20 protein-coding genes and 1 pseudogene are annotated in these 18,370 nt (G+C 61.9%); 11 read left to right on the forward strand and 10 right to left on the reverse strand.

Translation table 11 applies throughout. The features are described 5' to 3' along the window. Positions 1–51 precede the first annotated feature (51 nt). On the forward strand, positions 52–1,410 hold the full coding sequence (locus tag V8J82_RS14400; RefSeq protein ID WP_339976091.1) for a M20/M25/M40 family metallo-hydrolase: 1,359 nt from the start codon (positions 52–54) through the stop codon (positions 1,408–1,410). On the opposite strand, the gene V8J82_RS14405 is transcribed toward V8J82_RS14400, so the two are convergent. The 7 genes from V8J82_RS14405 to V8J82_RS14435 form a co-directional block, all read right to left on the reverse strand. Continuing rightward, positions 1,407–1,952, reverse strand: a complete 546-nt coding sequence (locus tag V8J82_RS14405; RefSeq protein ID WP_339976092.1) for a holin family protein — start codon at positions 1,950–1,952, stop codon at positions 1,407–1,409. The genes V8J82_RS14400 and V8J82_RS14405 overlap by 4 nt on opposite strands. Beyond that, positions 1,943–2,554: a holin-associated N-acetylmuramidase gene (locus V8J82_RS14410; protein ID WP_339976093.1), complete on the reverse strand. Its 612-nt coding sequence runs from the start codon at positions 2,552–2,554 to the stop codon at positions 1,943–1,945. The genes V8J82_RS14405 and V8J82_RS14410 overlap by 10 nt, the downstream gene beginning before the upstream one ends. Before the next feature lie 258 nt (positions 2,555–2,812). Further along, positions 2,813–3,259, reverse strand: coding sequence for a cytochrome c maturation protein CcmE (gene ccmE / locus V8J82_RS14415; protein ID WP_339976094.1), 447 nt, complete (start codon positions 3,257–3,259; stop codon positions 2,813–2,815). A 13-nt stretch (positions 3,260–3,272) separates the two neighbouring features. Then, positions 3,273–4,301 (reverse strand): N-acetyl-gamma-glutamyl-phosphate reductase, encoded by a 1,029-nt coding sequence (gene argC, locus V8J82_RS14420; RefSeq protein WP_339976095.1) that lies wholly within the window; start codon positions 4,299–4,301, stop codon positions 3,273–3,275. Positions 4,302–4,367: 66 nt separating this feature from the next. Beyond that, positions 4,368–4,949, reverse strand: a complete 582-nt coding sequence (locus V8J82_RS14425; RefSeq protein ID WP_339976096.1) for a hypothetical protein — start codon at positions 4,947–4,949, stop codon at positions 4,368–4,370. Between the two features lie 66 nt (positions 4,950–5,015). After that, positions 5,016–5,828 (reverse strand): glutamate racemase, encoded by an 813-nt coding sequence (locus V8J82_RS14430; protein ID WP_339976097.1) that lies wholly within the window; start codon positions 5,826–5,828, stop codon positions 5,016–5,018. After that, the gene (locus tag V8J82_RS14435; RefSeq protein ID WP_339976098.1) at positions 5,828–6,772 is read right to left on the reverse strand and encodes a lysophospholipid acyltransferase family protein; all 945 of its coding nucleotides are present in this window, start codon (positions 6,770–6,772) and stop codon (positions 5,828–5,830) included. Before V8J82_RS14435 ends, V8J82_RS14430 begins: the two co-directional genes overlap by 1 nt. A 198-nt stretch (positions 6,773–6,970) precedes the next feature. On the opposite strand from V8J82_RS14435, the gene V8J82_RS14440 reads away from it, so the two are divergent. After that, positions 6,971–7,708, forward strand: coding sequence for a helix-turn-helix transcriptional regulator (locus V8J82_RS14440; RefSeq protein ID WP_339976099.1), 738 nt, complete (start codon positions 6,971–6,973; stop codon positions 7,706–7,708). Between the two features lie 243 nt (positions 7,709–7,951). Next, positions 7,952–8,209, forward strand: coding sequence for a hypothetical protein (locus V8J82_RS14445; RefSeq protein WP_339976100.1), 258 nt, complete (start codon positions 7,952–7,954; stop codon positions 8,207–8,209). Here the strand turns inward: V8J82_RS14445 and speB are convergent. Beyond that, entirely contained in the window at positions 8,206–9,168 is a 963-nt protein-coding gene (gene speB / locus V8J82_RS14450) for an agmatinase (RefSeq protein ID WP_339976101.1), read from the reverse strand. The two genes, V8J82_RS14445 and speB, sit on opposite strands and share 4 nt — an antisense overlap. Positions 9,169–9,255: 87 nt before the next feature. Here speB and V8J82_RS14455 point away from each other — a divergent pair, with 87 nt between their 5' ends. Beyond that, positions 9,256–9,816 (forward strand): flavin reductase family protein, encoded by a 561-nt coding sequence (locus tag V8J82_RS14455; RefSeq protein ID WP_339976102.1) that lies wholly within the window; start codon positions 9,256–9,258, stop codon positions 9,814–9,816. Between the two features lie 55 nt (positions 9,817–9,871). On the opposite strand, the gene V8J82_RS14460 is transcribed toward V8J82_RS14455, so the two are convergent. After that, the gene (locus tag V8J82_RS14460) at positions 9,872–11,110 is read right to left on the reverse strand and encodes a DUF2254 domain-containing protein (RefSeq protein ID WP_339976103.1); all 1,239 of its coding nucleotides are present in this window, start codon (positions 11,108–11,110) and stop codon (positions 9,872–9,874) included. Between the two features lie 85 nt (positions 11,111–11,195). Further along, complete coding sequence (locus tag V8J82_RS14465; RefSeq protein WP_339976104.1) at positions 11,196–12,356, reverse strand: M20 aminoacylase family protein; 1,161 nt, start codon at positions 12,354–12,356, stop codon at positions 11,196–11,198. A 94-nt stretch (positions 12,357–12,450) separates the two neighbouring features. Here V8J82_RS14465 and mazG point away from each other — a divergent pair, with 94 nt between their 5' ends. The 7 genes and pseudogenes from mazG to V8J82_RS14495 all read left to right on the forward strand — a co-directional run bounded on the left by mazG (position 12,451) and on the right by V8J82_RS14495 (position 18,341). Next, a complete protein-coding gene (gene mazG, locus V8J82_RS14470; RefSeq protein WP_339976105.1) occupies positions 12,451–13,248 on the forward strand; it encodes a nucleoside triphosphate pyrophosphohydrolase in 798 nt (265 codons plus the stop codon). Positions 13,249–13,365: 117 nt separating this feature from the next. After that, complete coding sequence (locus V8J82_RS14475) at positions 13,366–13,983, forward strand: outer membrane protein (protein ID WP_339976106.1); 618 nt, start codon at positions 13,366–13,368, stop codon at positions 13,981–13,983. A gap of 198 nt (positions 13,984–14,181) precedes the next feature. Then, positions 14,182–14,553 (forward strand): annotated as a pseudogene (locus V8J82_RS23700) (DMT family transporter); the annotation flags it as partial. A gap of 45 nt (positions 14,554–14,598) precedes the next feature. Then, positions 14,599–15,018: a DMT family transporter gene (locus V8J82_RS23705; protein ID WP_439650079.1), complete on the forward strand. Its 420-nt coding sequence runs from the start codon at positions 14,599–14,601 to the stop codon at positions 15,016–15,018. Positions 15,019–15,173: 155 nt separating this feature from the next. Continuing rightward, the gene (locus V8J82_RS14485; RefSeq protein ID WP_339976108.1) at positions 15,174–16,340 is read left to right on the forward strand and encodes an OmpP1/FadL family transporter; all 1,167 of its coding nucleotides are present in this window, start codon (positions 15,174–15,176) and stop codon (positions 16,338–16,340) included. A 115-nt stretch (positions 16,341–16,455) separates the two neighbouring features. Further along, positions 16,456–17,373 (forward strand): DMT family transporter, encoded by a 918-nt coding sequence (locus V8J82_RS14490; protein WP_339976109.1) that lies wholly within the window; start codon positions 16,456–16,458, stop codon positions 17,371–17,373. A gap of 89 nt (positions 17,374–17,462) precedes the next feature. Beyond that, complete coding sequence (locus V8J82_RS14495) at positions 17,463–18,341, forward strand: ATPase (protein ID WP_339976110.1); 879 nt, start codon at positions 17,463–17,465, stop codon at positions 18,339–18,341. The last annotated feature ends 29 nt before the right edge of the window (positions 18,342–18,370 follow it).

Raw genomic sequence — 18,370 nt, forward strand, 5'->3', positions numbered from 1 at the left:
GCTGACGCTCAGCCATTGAATTGCGCCATATGATCGCCCTACCCTTGGCCCATGGCTGATCCCCTCCTCAAGGCGGCGCGCGACGCGGCACGCTCGGATATGTTCAAAGCACGTATGGCCGAGCTGATTGCGTTTCGCACGGACGCCACAGCGACAGATGCGCAAATCGACCCTTATCTGGATCATATCGGTGGCTGGTTGAGCGCGTTGGGATTTGATCTGCATCGCTTGAAGGCGGACGGATATCCGTTTCTGGTCGCACGGCGGATCGAAGACCCCGCTTTGCCGACGCTGTTGAGCTATTCCCATGGCGATGTTGTGCCCGGGATGGCCGGGCGTTGGGTGGACAGCCGTGATCCCTGGGCCCTGACCGAGGCCGATGGCCTTTGGTACGGACGCGGCATTGCCGACAATAAGGGGCAGTTCCTGGTCAATCTGACCGCCCTCGATACTGTTCTGGGACATCAAGGCGCGCTTGGGGCCAATGTGATCTGGCTGATCGAAATGGGGGAAGAGATTGGCTCACCGGGATTGGCACAGCTCTGCGCCACGCATCGCGATCTGCTGCGCGCCGATCTTCTGCTGGCCTCCGATGGCCCGCGGGTGGAGGCCGATACGCCGACGCTGTTCCTCGGCGCGCGCGGTGGCGTAACCTTCCGACTGGATTTGCACCTGCGCGAGGGCGGGCGCCATTCCGGGAATTTCGGCGGCGCACTGCGCAATCCCGCCCTGGTGCTGGCCCACGCGCTGACCACGATCACCGACCGCAACGGGGCGTTGCAGATCCCCGATTGGACACCAGGCACGGTTCCAGGCGCCACCCGAGCCGCCCTTGACGGTTTGACGCCCGCCGGGGGTGCCATTGATCCCGATTGGGGCGTGCCCGATCTGACACCGGCCGAACGGATCCACGCCTGGTCCTCGGCCGAGATCTTGGCGCTGCATGCTGGCGATCCGCCTCGGCCGGTCAATGCGATCCCGCCAGGGGCGTCGGCATGGGTGCAATTGCGCTATGCGCCGGGGACGCCGGATACGGATCTCTCCGGCGCGTTGCGGCGGCATCTGGACCTGCATGGGTTCCAAGACATCACAATTGCCGAAGACGGGCCCACCTTCCGCGCCAGCCAGACGCCCGTTGATCATCCCGCGGTGCAAGTTGCCGTCGCCTCGGCCACGCGCCGAATGGGGCGCCCCCCCGTGGTGCTGCCGTCGCTGGGGGGCTCTTTGCCCAATGATATCTTCCGCGAGGGGCTGGGCCTGCCGACGATTTGGGTACCGCATTCCTACCCCAATTGCGCACAGCACGCGCCCGATGAGCATCTGCCCGCCGCCCTGTTCCCCGACGCCACGGCGCTGATGGCCGGGATGATGGTGGATATTGCGGCAGCGGGCAAATCGGCGCTGACCTAACGGTCTGATCGCCAGGCGGTCAGGGCCGGATTGTCGTTGGCCGGTGCCGCCGCCACTGGCGTTGCATCGTCACCGCGGTTGCGCCGAAACACACCGCCCAACCGACCGCCCAGGCCACGGGCCGCCCGCAAAACACCGCCGCCGGCCCCACCAGGGCTGCGGGCATAATGCAGCTCCCGCGCGCCGAAATAAAAGCTGACGATGGCGCCCAGCAGCCACCAGAGCGGTTCCGGCACCTCCTGCAACCCGATCATACGCGCCGAAAACGCCACCGGATCGACCATCGCGTAGACAAACAGGCCCAATGTGCCCAAGGCGAGCATCGGGCGCGGTAGCCGGTTGATCCCGTTGATCGCCCGGTCGAACCAGGTGTCGCCCGCATGTTCAAACTCTGCGGCGGCGGTGTGAAGGGTCGCTTGATGGATCTCCGACGCCAATTCCATCGCGCGCGTGGCGTTGGGGACAAAGACTTCCGACAGGCCTTCCGCCGCGTCGCCCACACCCTGGACACCGCCGCGAAGGGCGCGATTGATCAATCCCATTGCGCGGTCCTTTCGCGGTGCTGAGCGGCTGTCAGATGAAAGCGGGGCGAGATGAATTCCTCGGCCCGAACAATCCACCCGCCCTTACCCCCATCCCGGCGGCGGGCATATTTGCGGCTGGCCGGCCGGCGATCCGCGATGCGGTAGTAATAGTTGCGCCGCGCGATCCCGTAAGCATCCACCAGATGATCCGGCGCCTCGGCCAGGGCCGCATGGGCCGCGCGGGCGGTCTGGGGCCCGATCACGCCATCCACGGCAATATCCAGGCCCATATCGCGCAACAGGCGCTGCAGGATACGCACCGCGTTCGAGCCCGCATTCACCTGCATGTCGAACACACTGGCCTGCAACGGCTCGGGCAGCAGATGAATGCGCGGCCCGGAATAGTAATGCTCAAGGAAAATGTCGGTGGCAATCTCACGTGTCACAAGACGCACATCCGCGACATCGACATCACCGTCCGCATCCAGATCCAGCCCCAACGATCGCATCGTGTGGATCGTCACGCCGTGCTTCGTCGCCCCACCCGGATCGTCGGGATCATTCACGAACCCACCTTCGCGCGCCACGATATCTTCTGCGATTGAACGAACCGACAGCATGGGCCCGCCCTCCATGCTCTAGGTTTCAAGGAAACCCGAAATCACCATGGCAAGGTTAATCAAAGCTTAAAAACGGATGGGGCAGCGCGCGGTGCCCCCCTTCCATTGGCCCAAAATACCCGAAAAAAAGCGCCTGCCAAAATTGACGCCATTCGCCATTCCGGGTGCAACGTCCCGCGCCGACAGCGCCGAAGGCGACGGCGCGCCGGGTCCAAAAGCACGACCGAAAGCTCTGCTTTCGTGTCTGCTGCGGGAGCGCTAGCTTTCGTTTGGGTCGCGGTAGACGCCTTGTTCTTCCAGCGCCTCGATGACTTCGGCAGGCATATAGGTTTCGTCGTGGCGGGCGAGGATTTCGGTGGCCTGGAAGACGCCGTCGATCAGACGCCCGGTCCCGACCATGCCTTCGCCCTCGCCAAACAGATCCGGGAGCACGCCCGTATATGTCACGGGGATCGAGGCCGCGCCGTCGGTCACGTTGAAGGTGATCGTTTCCCCCTGCCCGCGCACCAGGGTGCCGTCTTCCACCAACCCGCCGATACGGAACACTTCCGTCGGTGGCGGCGGGCTTTCGGCGATCTCGGCGGGGGGCCGAAAGAAGTTGATCCCGTCGCGCAGGGCAAACCCGATCAAGGCCGATGAGGCCGCCAAGGCGACCATCGCCACCACCACGATTTGGATCCGCCGCTGCTTCTTCAACCCGCGCATCGCGTGTCCTCCGTTACGGGAAGACGCCCATGGCCATCAACCCGCTCTCTTCCGGCAGGCCCAGCATGAGGTTGGCGTTTTGGATCGCCTGCCCGGAAGAGCCTTTGCACAAATTGTCCAATGCCGCGACCACCTGGGTCCGGCCCGGGCGGCGATCACCCACCACACCGATGTGACAATAATTGGTGCCTCTGACGTCATGTGTCGAGGGGGCTTGACCCATCGGCAGCACCTCGATGAACGCTTCGTGATCATACGCCGCAGCTAAGACCTGGTGAATCCTATCAGCGTCTCCCTTGACATAGACAGTCGCCAGGATCCCGCGGTTGAATGGTGCCAGATGCGGGGTGAACTGCACCTTGACCGGACGTCCGGCCACGGCGGAGAATTCCTGATCGAACTCGCCCAGATGCCGATGGGTGCCGCCAAGCGCGTAGGCATTGGTGCCTTCGCTCAACTCGGCATGCAGCATGTGTTCCTTAAGGCTCCGCCCCGCCCCTGACACACCGCAGATCAGATCGAGGATGATATCGTCCAGATCCACCACACCCTCGGCGATCAGCGGGCGCAGCGCATATTGGCCCGTCGCCGCATTGCATCCTGTCCCGGCCACCAGCCGCGCCGCGGAGATATCCCCACGATAAAACTCGGTCAGACCATAGACCGCCTCCGCCTGAAGCTCCGGCGCGTCATGGGGTTTGCCGTACCATTTCTGATATTCTGCGGGATCGCGCAGCCGAAAATCGGCGGACAAGTCCACAATCTTAAGATTCTCGGGCAAGCTCTTGATAACGCTTTGCGATGTCGCATGGGGCAGTGCACAAAATGCCAAATCAACCCCAGAGAAATCCACATCCTCGATGCGCTGCAAATCCGGTAGCCCCGCCCCACGCAGGAACGGATAGACTGCCGCCATGGGCTGACCGGCCTTCCGATCCCCCGTCAATGCGACGATTTCCATCTGTGGATGGCTGTGGATAAGTCGGCAGAGCTCTGCGCCCGTATACCCAGAGGCCCCGAGGATCGCGATTTTCTTGGTCATGGCTACGGCTTTCCAAAACGTGGTCCGCGCCGTCTACGGCAAATCGCGAGGCCTTTCAAATCAAGCTTATTGATCGGGGTATAACAGATCGAAAACGACTTCGACCGGTGCGCGTGACGCATTCTCTGCCCGCGACATATCGGTGAATTCCAGGGCCAGCTGATAGCGCCCCGGCGGGACTTCCGGCCCAAGCCCACCGGTCACCCAGTTTTGATAATATTCCGGGTGATCGGGGGGCATGCTCATGGTGCCGGTATAGGTATGAACCTCCAGCCAGTCGCTCAGCGGGGTGCCATCCTCGGCCCGGACCTGGGCGCGCAAGGCGATGGCGAAGGCGGCATCGGCTTCCGCCACGGGATCGCGCGCGACATTGTCGAGCGAGACGTAGAAATACACCTCCTCAGCAAAGCCGTAACTGTTATCGGCCCGCGGGATATGCTCGTTTTCGGGGCCGCGTTCCTCTTTCTCCGCCAGAAACGCCGCAGCGATGGCGATGGAGGGCATCGCCGCCTGCCAGGCCGCCGGGTCGGACCGATCGGCCTCAGATGTGGCAGGGACGGCGGGCGGAACCTCTAGGATCGGCACCTGGGCCGACACCGGAGTGGTGAGCAGAGCCGCAAGAACGGCCAGTCGTATATAGTAGAACATCGATCACCGGCACTGAGAACTTTGGCAGAGCCTGCCGCCCCGCAATCCGCCACACAATGGCGCCGTTCAATCGACCGCGTCGAAAGAGATTTTCCGCCGAAGAAACAGCGTCGCCTTGGCTTCCACCGATTTCGGATCGCCCGTGGTCAGAAACGCCGCCTGCCCCGTGCCGATCTTGTCGGAATGGCGCTCTAGGTAATCGGCCAGACTGTCGGCCACCAGCGAGGGCTGGGAGTAAACGGCGACGTCATCGCCGAGGGCGGCGCGAAACTCCTTTTCCACCAGCGGGTAATGCGTGCAGCCCAGAATCGCGGCCTGCGGATTGGGCATCCGACGCTTCAGCGCATCGACATGGGACCGCACCAACGCCTCGGCCAGGATCATATCGCCCTCTTCGATCGCATCGACCACGCCGCCGCAGGGCTGCGCCTCCACATCGACACCGATGGCGCGGAACGCCAGTTCGCGCTGAAACGCTCGGCTTGAGACGGTCGCGGGCGTCGCAAACAGTGCCACATCGCGCACCTCAACCTCGCGCGGCGGCGAATTGTCCCCCCATTGGCGTTCGGTCAGCGCCTCGATCAGCGGCACGAACACGCCCAAGACGCGCTTGCCCTCGGGCACCCAGCCCTCTTGCATCCGCCGCAACGCCGCCGCCGAGGCCGTGTTGCAGGCCAGGATCACCAGATCGCAGCCGCGGTCGAACAGCGTCTGCACGCCCGCGGTGGTCAGATTGTAGATGTCATCGGGCTCACGCGTGCCGTAGGGCGTATGCGCATTGTCGCCCAGATAGATCAGCGGCAGATCCGGCAACCGCTTGGTCACCGCGTCCAACACCGTCAATCCGCCCAAGCCGCTGTCAAAAATGCCCACCGCCATCAATAGCGCTCCTTCAGCTTCATCTTGGCCGATTTCTCATCCGCGCCGCGATGCTTGTCTTCAAACTCGAAACCCCGCGCGCGAGGATCGATGGGCCGGGGGCTTAGCGCATAGGTGGTTTCCCTGAGGAACTCCATTAGCTTTTTGGCATCCGAGGCGTATGGGTCCAAATCCGCCCGGGTAATGGGATCGCCGATGACCACCTCAACCGGAGAATCCGTGCGCGCTTTGAACTCCTTGATCAGAAGGCCCATCCGCAGCGTGTAATGCAGATGGCTCATCAGTTGGAACAGGCGGCTATTGTGCCCATCAAAGAAGATCGGCACCACCGTGGCCTCGGATTTTGCGATCATCCGCGCCGTAAAACTGCGCCAGACCGGATCCATCGGGCGTCCGAATGGTTTTGCCGCCGTGGAAACGGTGCCGCCCGGAAACACACCAATCGCACCACCATCGGCCAGGTAGCGCAGAGCGGTTTTGCGGGTCGCCAGGTTTTGCGCCAGGGCCTGTTTGGTTTCTTCAAAACTGATCGGCAGAATGACCCGGTTCAGATCTTCGGCCTTGCGAAACACCTGATGGGCGAGAATGCGGAAATCGCCACGGGCCTGCGACAGGATATGGCCCATCATCAATCCGTCGAGGATACCGTAGGGGTGATTGGCGATCAGCACGACCGGACCATGATTGGGGATATTGGCTAGGCTGCCGCCGACAACCCTAAGCTCCAGCCGGTAGCGTTCGACCATTACCTGCCAAAAATCGCGCCCCTGTCGGACCTCGTCACCATATCCATCCGCGCGTTTGATCAGGCCCAGCCGCCCGGTTGTGTTTTCCATCACCCGGATCAGCGCCCGCCCGCCCTTGGTCGATGCGGAATTGGCATAGGAGATCTCGCGTGCGACGGCACGGCTTTCGCGGTCGGAAGAACGGCGGAGTCTGGGCATCGGATCAAGGCGGCTTGAGCGGGTTTATGGGTTATCGATACGGCAAGCCCGTCAACCAGTCCAGAGATGCGCGCGATGTATCACAACTATGACACAGATGGGTTTCATGCTACGGTTGACGCTAGGTAAACCGGTGGGGCATGGCGGCAGGCCACATCGGAAAGACGCATGCTAAACGGGTATTTGAAGGTCACCAGAATGGTTGAGCTCGCCTCGACACTTGAGCGCATACGAACCGCCGAAACAACAATGGACCTCTGGCATATCATGCTGGACTACCTGCATGGCGAAGGGGTCAAAATGGCCAGCTACCATCTGGTGACACCCGATGCCGAACAGGTTGCCGTCGCCACGGATGGGTATCCCGAGGAGTGGACCTGCAAATATATCGAGGAAAAGCTGGTTCTGGTCGACCCGATCCCGGAACTGGCCTCGAAACTCGCGCGGCCCTTTTACTGGCATGAAATTCGCGACCTGGTGCCAACCTCCAGCCCGGCGGCCAATCGGTATTTGCGCGCCAGAGAGGATGCCAAATTTGGGGATGGCTTGGCCTTCTATGTCTTTGGCCCGGCCTTGCGAAATGCCTATGTGGGCCTGGGATTTGGCGTGGACCGGATCGAGCTTCCGCCCGCCAAAGTCTTCGAGCTGCAATGCGTGGCTCAGGCGGGTCATTTGCGGGTCTGTGACCTGACCCCCCTGCCCGATGAGGCGCCCGTTTTGACGAAACGCGAGGCTGAGATCCTGGGCTGGGCCGCCCGCGGCAAAAGTAATGCGGTGATTTCCGGTATCCTTCAGATCTCGGCCCATACGGTCGATACCCATATGCGTAACATCTATAGCAAGCTGGACGTGACCGACCGGACCAGCGCGGTGTTACGCGGCGTCGGTCAGGGTATCATTCAATATCCCAAGACAACTACCGGAATCACGGGATAGACGACCCACCGTTCCGCTTCTAAATCGACCCTTTCATTGCAATCCTATGCAAGGGCGGACGGGATGACACGGGTCGTTGACGTTGATGGGAAATCTTTGAGTGATCACAGGCCTCGGGAAGAGGCCGCGAACCGTGACGGTTTGCCAATTGATGCTTCTTGCGCGCGCCTCTTGGCGATCGGCTGCAGCGGATCTGAATTCGCGCGGATCGACGCGATGTGTCGCGCCCGGTTTTGCGGCTGCATGTCCGTCGACACGGCCCGAGACGCCATGATCGCGGTGGCGCATTCCACGCCGGAATTGGTCGTGATCGATATCGACAAATGCGATATCTACGCGCCGCTTCTGGTCAACCAATTGCGCGGCGATACCCGTGTGCCGTCATCGGCTGTGATCGTCGCATTTGGCCGGGTGCTGACCGATGGGCTCAAGGCGCAGTTGATCGAGGCGGGCGCGACGGACGTGTTGAGCTGGTACCGGGCCGAGGATTTTCCAAGCTAACGCCGGGTCCAGCCCCACAGACATAACAGCTCCATCGCGACATGGGCGCCCGCCACTGCCGTAATGCCACTGACGTCAAAGGGCGGAGAAACTTCGACGACATCACCTCCGACAAGATTGATCCCGGCCAAATCCCGCAGCAGGATCGCCGCCTGTCCGCTGGTCAGACCACCCCAAACCGGCGTCCCGGTGCCTGGCGCAAACGCCGGATCTAAACCATCAATATCAAAGCTCAGATAGACCGGTGCGTCTCCGGCGCGTGCCCTGACGGCCTTGGCCACCGCGGCTGCACCGGTTTCATGCACCTCACGGGCATCATGGATCGCAATACCAAGATTGTCGTCCACCACGGTACGGATCCCGATATGGGAAGATCGCGCGACATCGATCAGACCCTCCTTCACCGCCGTGTAGCAAAACGTGCCGTGATCGATCCGAGACGGATCATCATCGGGCCAGGTATCGGTATGGGCATCCACCTGGATCAACGCCAATGGCCCATATTTCGCGGCATGGGCGCGCAGGATCGGCAGGGTGATGGAATGATCACCGCCGAGGCTGATCGCAGCCGCCCCAGCCGCGAGGATACCCGCAATATGCGCTTCGATCCGGGCGGGGACATCGGAGATCTGCGCATAGTCAAACGCCATATCGCCATAATCGGCGATGGCAAGCGCCTCCAACGGTGAATAGCCGTCCCAGCCATAGGGCGGATCGAAGGGTTGCAGGGCGGAGGCCTCGCGGATCGCCCGCGGACCTAGCCGCGCGCCGGGCCGGTTCGTCACCGCTTGATCGAAGGCGATACCCGTGACGACCACATCCACGCCGGTCAGATCCTTGGTGTAGCGCCGCCGCAAAAACGACGGCACGCCCGAAAACGCATTCTCGAAGGACAAACCCTTCAGTTCGTCGCGCGTCACGGCGACATCGACCTCGTGTTTCGCGTCTTCCAGTGCCATGGCGCCCCCCGCATTCCGCAAATGATCTGCCTGGGCTTACGCCAGCCGGGGAAAAACGCAAGACATGGGGGGAAATTGATCCATCTTGTGCACCGGAGCCGCCTGGGCAAGAGTCCGGCGCGCGAGCAGGCATGGGAAATCGTAGAGATGAACGAAGAGCTGAAGGCCCAGTTTCTTGAGGGGATGAGCAAATCAGCCGCCTCGGTCAGTGTGGTGACGACAGACGGACCTGCCGGGCGCGCCGGTGTAACGGTCTCGGCCATGACCTCGATTTCCGCCGATGGTGATCGCCCCACCATGCTGACCTGCTTGAATGCCTCCTCTTCGGCGCTGCCGCTGGTCTTGGACAATGCGTGTTTCTGCATCAACGTGCTGAATATCGATCAAACCGAGATTTCAGACGTGTTTTCATCGCGGATCCCCGCGCCGGGCGGCGATAAATTCAACGCAGTCACGCCGCAAAGGCTGGTGACGGGCGCCCCTTATCTGAGCGAGGCGCTGGTGGCGTTTGATTGCCGCCTGATCTCAGCCGAGCGGCTGGGCACGCATCATATCTGCATCGGCGCGGTCGAGGCCGTGCGCACGGCGCCCGAGGGCGAGCCGCTGCTTTATGGGATGCGGCGCTACCTGCGTGCCGAGGAGCATTAAGACATCGCGCCGCGCCTGACCTTCCGGTTCGCGCATCCCGGCCTGCGCGCCGTGTTCAAGCGCGCAAAGCGGTTTCGATTTGTTGGCGATCCCACGCGTCAAGTTGATCGGTCTGGGCCAGTGCATCCTCCACGCCCTTCGTGAGGGCCTGAGCCGCTTCACCAAACACCTCGGCGGATGTATCTTGCAATGCGGCCAGCACGTCCAACAACCGCACGAGCACCTCAACCTGCCCGATGCCATCCCGCAGGATCGGCCGAAAGGCGAGGTTCAGCATTTCAGACGGCTCAACGGAGCCGACCCGGACCCGGTCGCAATGGATCTCAGGCGTCTTGCGTTCGTGCCATTTGGATAGGACAGCCAATTGCCGTTCCAGCACATCAACCGCCGTGCCGGGGTCATTCACGCCGGGGGACAGCGCGCGCGAGGCAATTTCCGACAGTACCACCATTCCAAAACGCGGATCTTGGTCAAAACTGCGTTGCCGGTCGACCGTCACTGCATTCTGGAGCGCGGTAACACCCTTCTCGTCGGGTTCCGCGCCAATGCCATAGGCAAAACACGACCCGGGATGCACGAAATCGCCGGGCAATACGGGTAGCCATAATTGCGCGTCATTCGTCTCAGCCCAGTCTTGCAAGCTTTGCATGTCGATATGCTGGATATGTCCGGTGGCCTCGATACGTACCGACCACGCCCCGGACGGCACCTCTCCGTTGAAGGGCTGACCGCCCAGATACGGAACGTCCAATCGGGTGAGCAGCGCGTTGCGCGCCGCCACCTCCACGCGGTCCAACGTATTGTTGAGCCGTCCGAAATCCTGCAGATAGTCGATCCATCGCAACATGGCCAAGACAACGAAACTGGCCACCATGACAGTCGATAGAAACAGCACCGCGCGCTCGCCCTCGGCGTAATACCCGGCATTTATGCCGATAATCGCCACCAGCGCATAGACGAAAGCACCCAGGAACGTGGCCAGCGTCGTCTGGGTGATTTTATCGCTTTGCAACAGCGCCACAGCGCGGGGCGTGGCGGTCTGCGCGGCAGCGGTATAGGCGTTGACCGCAATCGACAGCGAGAATGTCGTGACCGCCAGCATCGATGTGGCCAGGATCGTGAGCACCTGGTCGACCGCATCACCGCCCAGGGCCTCGCTCCAGGCGTCAGGCACCAGGGGCGACAGAAGCGGAGCCGCGATTGCGGCCACGATGGCGAGGATGGCGAAGGCCGCCACGCGCAACCACAGCTTGCGAAGTGCGCCGCGCAGCAGCCAAACCCATTTTCCGATCATGCGCCCTGCAAACCCTTCGCCGCCCCGTATGTCAGGTGACAAACACCGGATGGCTGTGTTGGTTCCCGTATCTCAGGAAAAACGGTCAGGCGGGCTGAGCATGCTCTGCCAATCGCGCAAGGATGCTCGCGCCAATCGGTGCAATCTCATCATTGAAGTCAAAGGCCGGATGGTGAAGCCCCGCACCCTCTCCCGCCCCAAGGAACATGTAGGCCCCGGGGCGGGCCTGCAGCATATAGGCGAAGTCCTCGGCCCCCATCTGGCGTCCGGCCTCGGTATCGACGCGCTCGGCGCCCACGACATCGCGCGCCACATCGGCGGCAAAGGCGGTTTGGCCAGGCTCGTTCACCGTTGCCGGATAACCGGTGATGTAGTCAAGCCGCGCCGTGACCCCGAAACTGGCCGCCTGCCCCGCCACGATCTCGCCCATGCGGCGGCGGACCATATCCTGCACCTCCGGATCAAAGGTGCGGATGGTGCCGTTCAAAAAGGCCGTGGAGGGGATCACGTTGTCGACCGTGCCCGCATGGATCTGCGTGACCGACACGACCAGATCGTTCGACGAGGCATGGTTGCGCGACACGATGGTCTGAAAGGCCTGCGCGATGGAGAGCGCGGGGGGGATAGGGTCAATCGTGTCCTGGGGATAGGCGCCATGGCCGCCCTGCCCTTCGATATGAACCTCGAACGTATCCACAGCGGCCATGATCGGACCAGGCGCGGTAAAAACATGCCCCAAAGGCAGACCGGGCACATTGTGCAGCGCAAAGACCCGGTCGATGCCAAACCGCTCCATCATACCTTCCTCGACCATCACACCGGCGCCGCCCGCGCTTTCTTCGGCGGGTTGAAAGATCAGCGCGACGCGACCCTTGAAATTCCGCGTCTCCGCAAGATAGCGCGCTGCCCCCAGCAACATCGTGGTATGCCCATCATGGCCACAAGCATGCATCTTGCCTTCGTTGGTCGAGGCATGCGCGGCCCCGGTTTGTTCGACAATCGGCAACGCATCCATATCGGCGCGCAAACCGATGGTCGGACCGTCGCCATCGCCCTCGATCATCGCCACGATCCCGGTGGTCGCGATCCCGTCATGGATGTCGGTGATGCCGAATTCGCGCAGCCGCGCGGTGATGAAGGCCGCGGTGTTGTGACAATCGAACCCAAGTTCGGGATGGGCATGCAGATGCCGCCGCCACGCCGTCATATCGTCGGCATAGGCAGCGATGGAGTTGATGACGGGCATGGAAACCTCCTTGGGGGACCTCCCCATCCCGCCATAAAGCCCTGCATTGTGCAATCCACTTGCGCGGGCGGTGCGGGCTCGGCATGTCTTGGCCATGGATGATCTGCCAAACGACCCGATGCACCGCCTGCGCGCCATCATGGCCCGCCTGCGCGACCCCGAGACCGGTTGCCCCTGGGATGTGGAACAGACCTTTGCCACCATCGCCCCCTACACGATCGAAGAGGCCTATGAGGTCGCCGACGCGATCGAGCGCCAGGATTGGGATGAGTTGAAGGGCGAGTTGGGCGATCTTTTGTTTCAGTCCGTTTTTCACGCGCAAATGGCCCAGGATGCGGATCTCTTCGATTTCGACGATGTCGCCCGCGCCATTGGCGACAAGATGATCGCGCGCCACCCCCATGTCTTCGGCGATGAATCCAACGCCAAGACCGCCGATCAGCAGGTGGCGGATTGGGAAAGCGTGAAGGCCGCAGAGCGCGCGGCCAAGGCCCGCGGCGGTGTTCTGGACGATGTTGCCCTGGGCCTGCCCGCCCTGATGCGGGCCGAAAAGCTGCAAAAACGCGCTGCGCGGGTGGGATTTGACTGGCCCGACATCGCCTTCGTGCTGGAAAAGCTGAGCGAAGAGGCCCGCGAAGTGGCCGAGGCCCGCGATAGCGGAGATGCAGAGAAGCTCAGTGAAGAGGTCGGCGACTTGCTTTTCGTCGTCGCCAATCTGGCGCGCCATCTGAAGGTCGACCCCGAGGTTGCGCTGCGCCAGGCCAATGCCAAATTCGTCCGGCGGTTTCGCTACATTGAACAGCAACTTGGCAAGATGGGCTCCTCACCCGAACAAAGCGATCTGGCGGAAATGGACACGCTTTGGGATGCGGCAAAGGCCAAAGGTCTATGACCCGTTCCCAGCGCCAGATGTAAGGAAAACCACCATATCCCCATATTTCACTGGGCGTATCGCGGGTAATCACGGTAATGTCATCGCATTATCAACCATCCGATTTCGGAGTTTTTCATGTCGCGCGCTTTCATTGCAATCGCCGTCCTTCTCAGCCCCTCCGCTGCCTTTGCAGGCCCCATCGATGCGCCGCCGCCACCTCCGCCGGTTGTGGTCGCAGTCGATGAACCGTTTGAGGGGCCCTATGTCGGGCTCGAATTCGGCCATGTCTTTGGCGATGGCGAATTGACCCAATCCGTTCCGGGCGCGACGACCACCACGCTGGATCTGGATTACGATAACGGGACGGCCTGGGGCATCTTCGGCGGCTACAATGTGCAAAACGGCGCGATGGTCTATGGCGGCGAGGCGCGGTATCTGCACTTGAACGAAATCGGCGCGGGCGATGATTATGAGATCCCCTATGTCGCCGATCTGCGCGCCCGCATCGGCTATGCAGCGGGTGACGTGATGTTCTATGGCGCGGCGGGTGTGTCTTTCTCGGAATATGAAAGCGGCGTTACCTCGATTGACCTGACCGGCTACAATCTGGGTCTGGGCGCAGAATATAACGTGTCCGAGAACCTGTTCCTGCGGGCCGACTTCACGGCGCGCGAGCTCAGCGGCGACAGTGGTGGCCAGGACCTGGACCAGACGATCAATACGGTGACCATCGGCGCGGGCCTCCGCTTCTAAGTCGCGCAGTCATCCTAAAACAAAAGGGCCCCGCATCGTCGCATCGGGGCCCTTTTCATATGCGGCGCAGTATACAGGACGATTTCGCTGGAATTGGGCCGCGGCTTTCCCACAAGTAGTGGCATGGCCGACACACCTCAACCCAACCCACTGGCGGGCACTGTGCCCCGCGCCGCAATCCTGCGCGCGGCGATGTGGATGATGGGCGCCGTCGTGTCGTTCAGCGCCATGGCCGTGGCCGGGCGCGAGGTCAGTGTCGAACTGGATACGTTCGAATTGATGACCTACCGCTCGATGGTGGGCATGGTGATCCTGATCAGTGTCGCGAAACTGGCCGGTACCCTGGGCCAGGTGCGACGCGAGAGGCTGCCGGAGCATCTGGCGCGCAATATCTGCCATTTCACCGGCCAAAACCTGTGGTTCTGGGCCGTCAGTGTGATCCCTCTGGCACAGGTCTTTGCGCTGGAGTTCACCTCGCCGCTGTGGGTGATGATCCTGGCCGCCCTGTTTTTGGGTGAGAAACTGACGCGTGTGAAACTGATCGCCGGCCTGATCGGGTTCGTCGGGATCCTGATCGTCGTCCGCCCCGGCACGGCACCGATCACGCCGGGCATGATGGCCGCTGGCGCCTCGGCGATTTGTTTTGCGGCCACGGCGATCTTAACCAAACGCCTGACGCGTGATCAATCGACCACGCAAATCCTGTTCTGGCTGACGGTGATGCAATTGGTGATGGGGCTGATCTGCTGCCTGATCGATGGCGACATGGCGCTGCCAAGTGCAGCCTCGTGGCCTTGGGTGGTCCTGATCGGGATTTGCGGGCTGACCGCGCATTTCTGCCTGACCACGGCATTGTCGCTGGCGCCCGCCTCCGTCGTGATGCCGATCGACTTCATTCGCCTGCCGACGATCGCGCTGGTGGGCATGGCCTTCTATGCCGAACCGCTGGAAATCGCGGTTTTGATCGGCGCCGTTCTGATCGTGGGCGCCAACTATATAAACGTGATTAATGCGGGCCGTCGCACCGGGACTTAGGGCCGGTGTGACCATAAGTGTAACATTCCGGTCACATATGACATGCGAGGTTCGGCAGGCGAATACCATTACGCTGCGGAAGAATTGACCGGATCGGTCCTTTTCGCGCCTTGTATGTGTAGAAGAACAACGTGACAGCACTCGGGGAGGTAGTCATGACCCGCATCACAGGCACCGCAATCGCGGCACTACTTACGACAACATCACTTGCAACCGCGGGCGGCGTTGAGCGCCAGGCTCAAAGCCCCGCGATCCTGTTTGAAGACGGCAATTATGTCGAGTTCAGCTATACATTCACCAATCCTGACGTGTCTGGCACGCAATTGGTAACCGCAACCGCCACCTCGCTTGCCGGGTCAGACTCGGGCGATGTCGCGCCATCCTTCAGCTATACGAGCCTATCCTATGTGCATGCGCTGTCCGACGACGTTTCGGTCGCACTGATCGTGGACAGCCCGATCGGCGCAGACGTGGATTATGCGCCCAATGGCGGATCTGGGTATCTCTATGGGTCTGGCGCGGGCAGCCAGGCCGAGATCCGGTCGCGCGCAATCACCGCGGCGGTTCGGTATTCCCTGAACGACAACATCTCGATCTATGGTGGCCTGCGGGCTGTTGAAGCCGAAGGGTCAGTTGCCCTGTTCAATGGGTCGGGTGGTCTTGGCACGACGAGCAGATATCAGATGGATGCCGAGAGCGACTATGAACTTGGCTATATGCTGGGTGCCGCCTATGAGCGCACCGACATCGCGCTACGCGTAGCACTGACCTACTACAGCGCGACAGAGCACACATTCGACGCGGTCGAAACCGACAATACGGGTACCTTCAACACCGAATTTGAGACAACCATCCCGCAGCAAGTGCTGTTGGAGGCGCAGAGTGGCGTCGCCGAGGGCACATTGGTGTTTGGCTCGATCCGGTGGACCGAATGGACCGAATTCGACATCACGCCGACAATCTACGCCGATAACATCTCTGGCGGTTCGGCGCTGGTCGATTATGACGATGACGTCTGGACCTACACGTTGGGTGGGGCGCGTCGCATCACCGACGAACTCGCCCTTCTGGGGTCGATCACCTACGAGGCGTCGCAGGGTGGTTTTGCGGGCAATCTCGGCCCCACCGATGGCCGCACATCGATTGGTCTGGGTGCTCGGTATGAAACCGGTCCGTGGCGCCTGACGGGCGGCGTGAACTACACATTTGTGGGTGACGCAACCACTGAAGCGCCAAACCCCTTCCCCGATGGCACATCCTTCGGCGATTTCGAAGACAACGATGCCGTAAGCTTTGGCCTGCGCGTTGGCTATTCGTTCTAGACGATAGCTCAATCGCTGCGCCATTTTCCCCGCGTCCTCACCGGCGCGGGGTTTTCTGTTGCGGACCCGCAAGTTCCGGGTCGATTGTCGGACATGCACGGCCTAGACCGGGCACATGACGCAAACATCTGTCAGCACCCGCGCTTGGATTGAGATGGGCCTTCTTGGCGCGATTTGGGGCGCTTCGTTTCTGGCCATCAAGATCGGCCTGGATGAATTGCCGTTTCTGACCCTTGTGGCCCACCGGGTCGTCTGGGCCTGCCTGATCCTCTGGGCCTATGTTCTGATCAAACGCCTGCCGGTCCCGGGCTCGTGGCGCATTTGGGGCGCCTTCGCGGCGATGGGGCTGCTCAACAATGTCATCCCATTTGCACTGATGGCCTGGGGACAGCAATTCATCGAGACCGGGCTGACCTCGATCTTCAATGCGGGTACGGCGATCTTCGGGGTTCTCGTCGCGGCCGCGATCTTCCCCGACGAACGTCTGACGCCACGCAAGGCGCTGGGTGTGGCGGTTGCGTTCCTAGGTGTCGCCGTGGCCATCGGGCTCGACAGTTTTCGGCAATTCGATATCCGGTCGCTGGCGCAGCTGGCGGTGATCGGCGGGACAATCTCCTATGCGCTGGCGGCGTCGTGGGCGCGCAAGACCATGGCCGGGCTCAGCCCGCAGGTCTCGGCGGCGGGGATGCTGACCGGCGCGTCGGTGGTGATCCTGCCGGTCGCCATCTGGGCCGACGGTGCGCCACAAATCCCGACGCTGCCCGGCACCTATGCCGCCATCATCTATTTCGCCGTCATCGGCACCGCCTTGGCCTATCTGCTCTATTACCGCGTGATTGCCATGGCTGGGTCGGGCAATGCGATGATCGTAACGCTGCTGATCCCGCCTGTAGCGATTGTCCTCGGCGCTCTGATCCTCGATGAGCGCCTGGCGCCGTCGGCCTTTATTGGCTTCGGCATCCTTGCCCTCGGCCTGCTGATCCTGGACGGGCGCCTGATCGGCAAAGGGGTGTGGCGCAAGCGCTGTGCGTGACGCGCGAATGCCACCGCGCCAAGCCCATCGACATGTCGCTAGACCGCTTAGCTTGCCAATGCCGGTATCGGCGTGGCAAGGACCGCGCCATGAAACGCCTTTATGACAGCCCGGCAGCCTTCCGCGACGCCCCCGAAAAACGCATTGCCGTGTTCGGGATGTCAGGCCTGGGCAAAACCCGCCTTGCCAGCCTGTTGCGCGCGGGCGGCGATTGGTTTCACTACTCGGTCGATTACCGCATCGGCACCGCTTATATGGGCGAGTACATCACCGACAATCTCAAACGGCAGGCCATGCAGGTGCCGTTCCTGGCCGAGCTGCTTCGGTCGGATTCCATCTATGTCGGCTCGAACATCACCTTCAACAATCTCGCGCCGCTGTCGACCTTTCTGGGCAAGCCCGGCGATCCCGCCAAAGGCGGCCTGCCCTTCGCCGAATATCAGCGCCGCCAAGCCCTGCACCGCCGCGCCGAGGTCAACGCGCTGCTGGATACCGAGCCGTTTATCGATCGCGCGCGCGATGTCTACGGCTATCCGAACTTCATCTGCGATACTGGCGGGTCGATCTGCGAAGTGGTCGCGCCTGACGACCCAAGTGACGAGGTGTTGAGCGCCTTGTCCAGCCAAACGCTGATGATCTGGATCGAGAGCCCCGACGGCCATGGGGCCGAGTTGATCCGCCGCTACCGCGCCGATCCCAAGCCGATCTACTACCGACCCGAGATGCTGGACACGATCTGGAACGCTTATTTGGCCGAAACCGGGCTAGCCGAAGGCCAGGTCGACCCCGATGACTTTGCCGTCCATGCCTTCACGCAGGTGATCCACCACCGTGCGCCGCTTTACGCCGCCATGGCGCGGAATTGGGGTGTCGCCGTCAGCGCAGCAGACGTCGAAACGGTGCGTGACGCCGCCGATGCCGAAGAGATGATCGCGCGCGCCCTTGGCACCGCCGCCGCGCCCGCCTAAATCGACGCTCCCGACCCTCGCAAACGGCC

Origin of the sequence: Gymnodinialimonas mytili (assembly GCF_037544085.1) — a bacterium.
GTDB classification, from domain to species: domain Bacteria; phylum Pseudomonadota; class Alphaproteobacteria; order Rhodobacterales; family Rhodobacteraceae; genus Gymnodinialimonas; species Gymnodinialimonas mytili.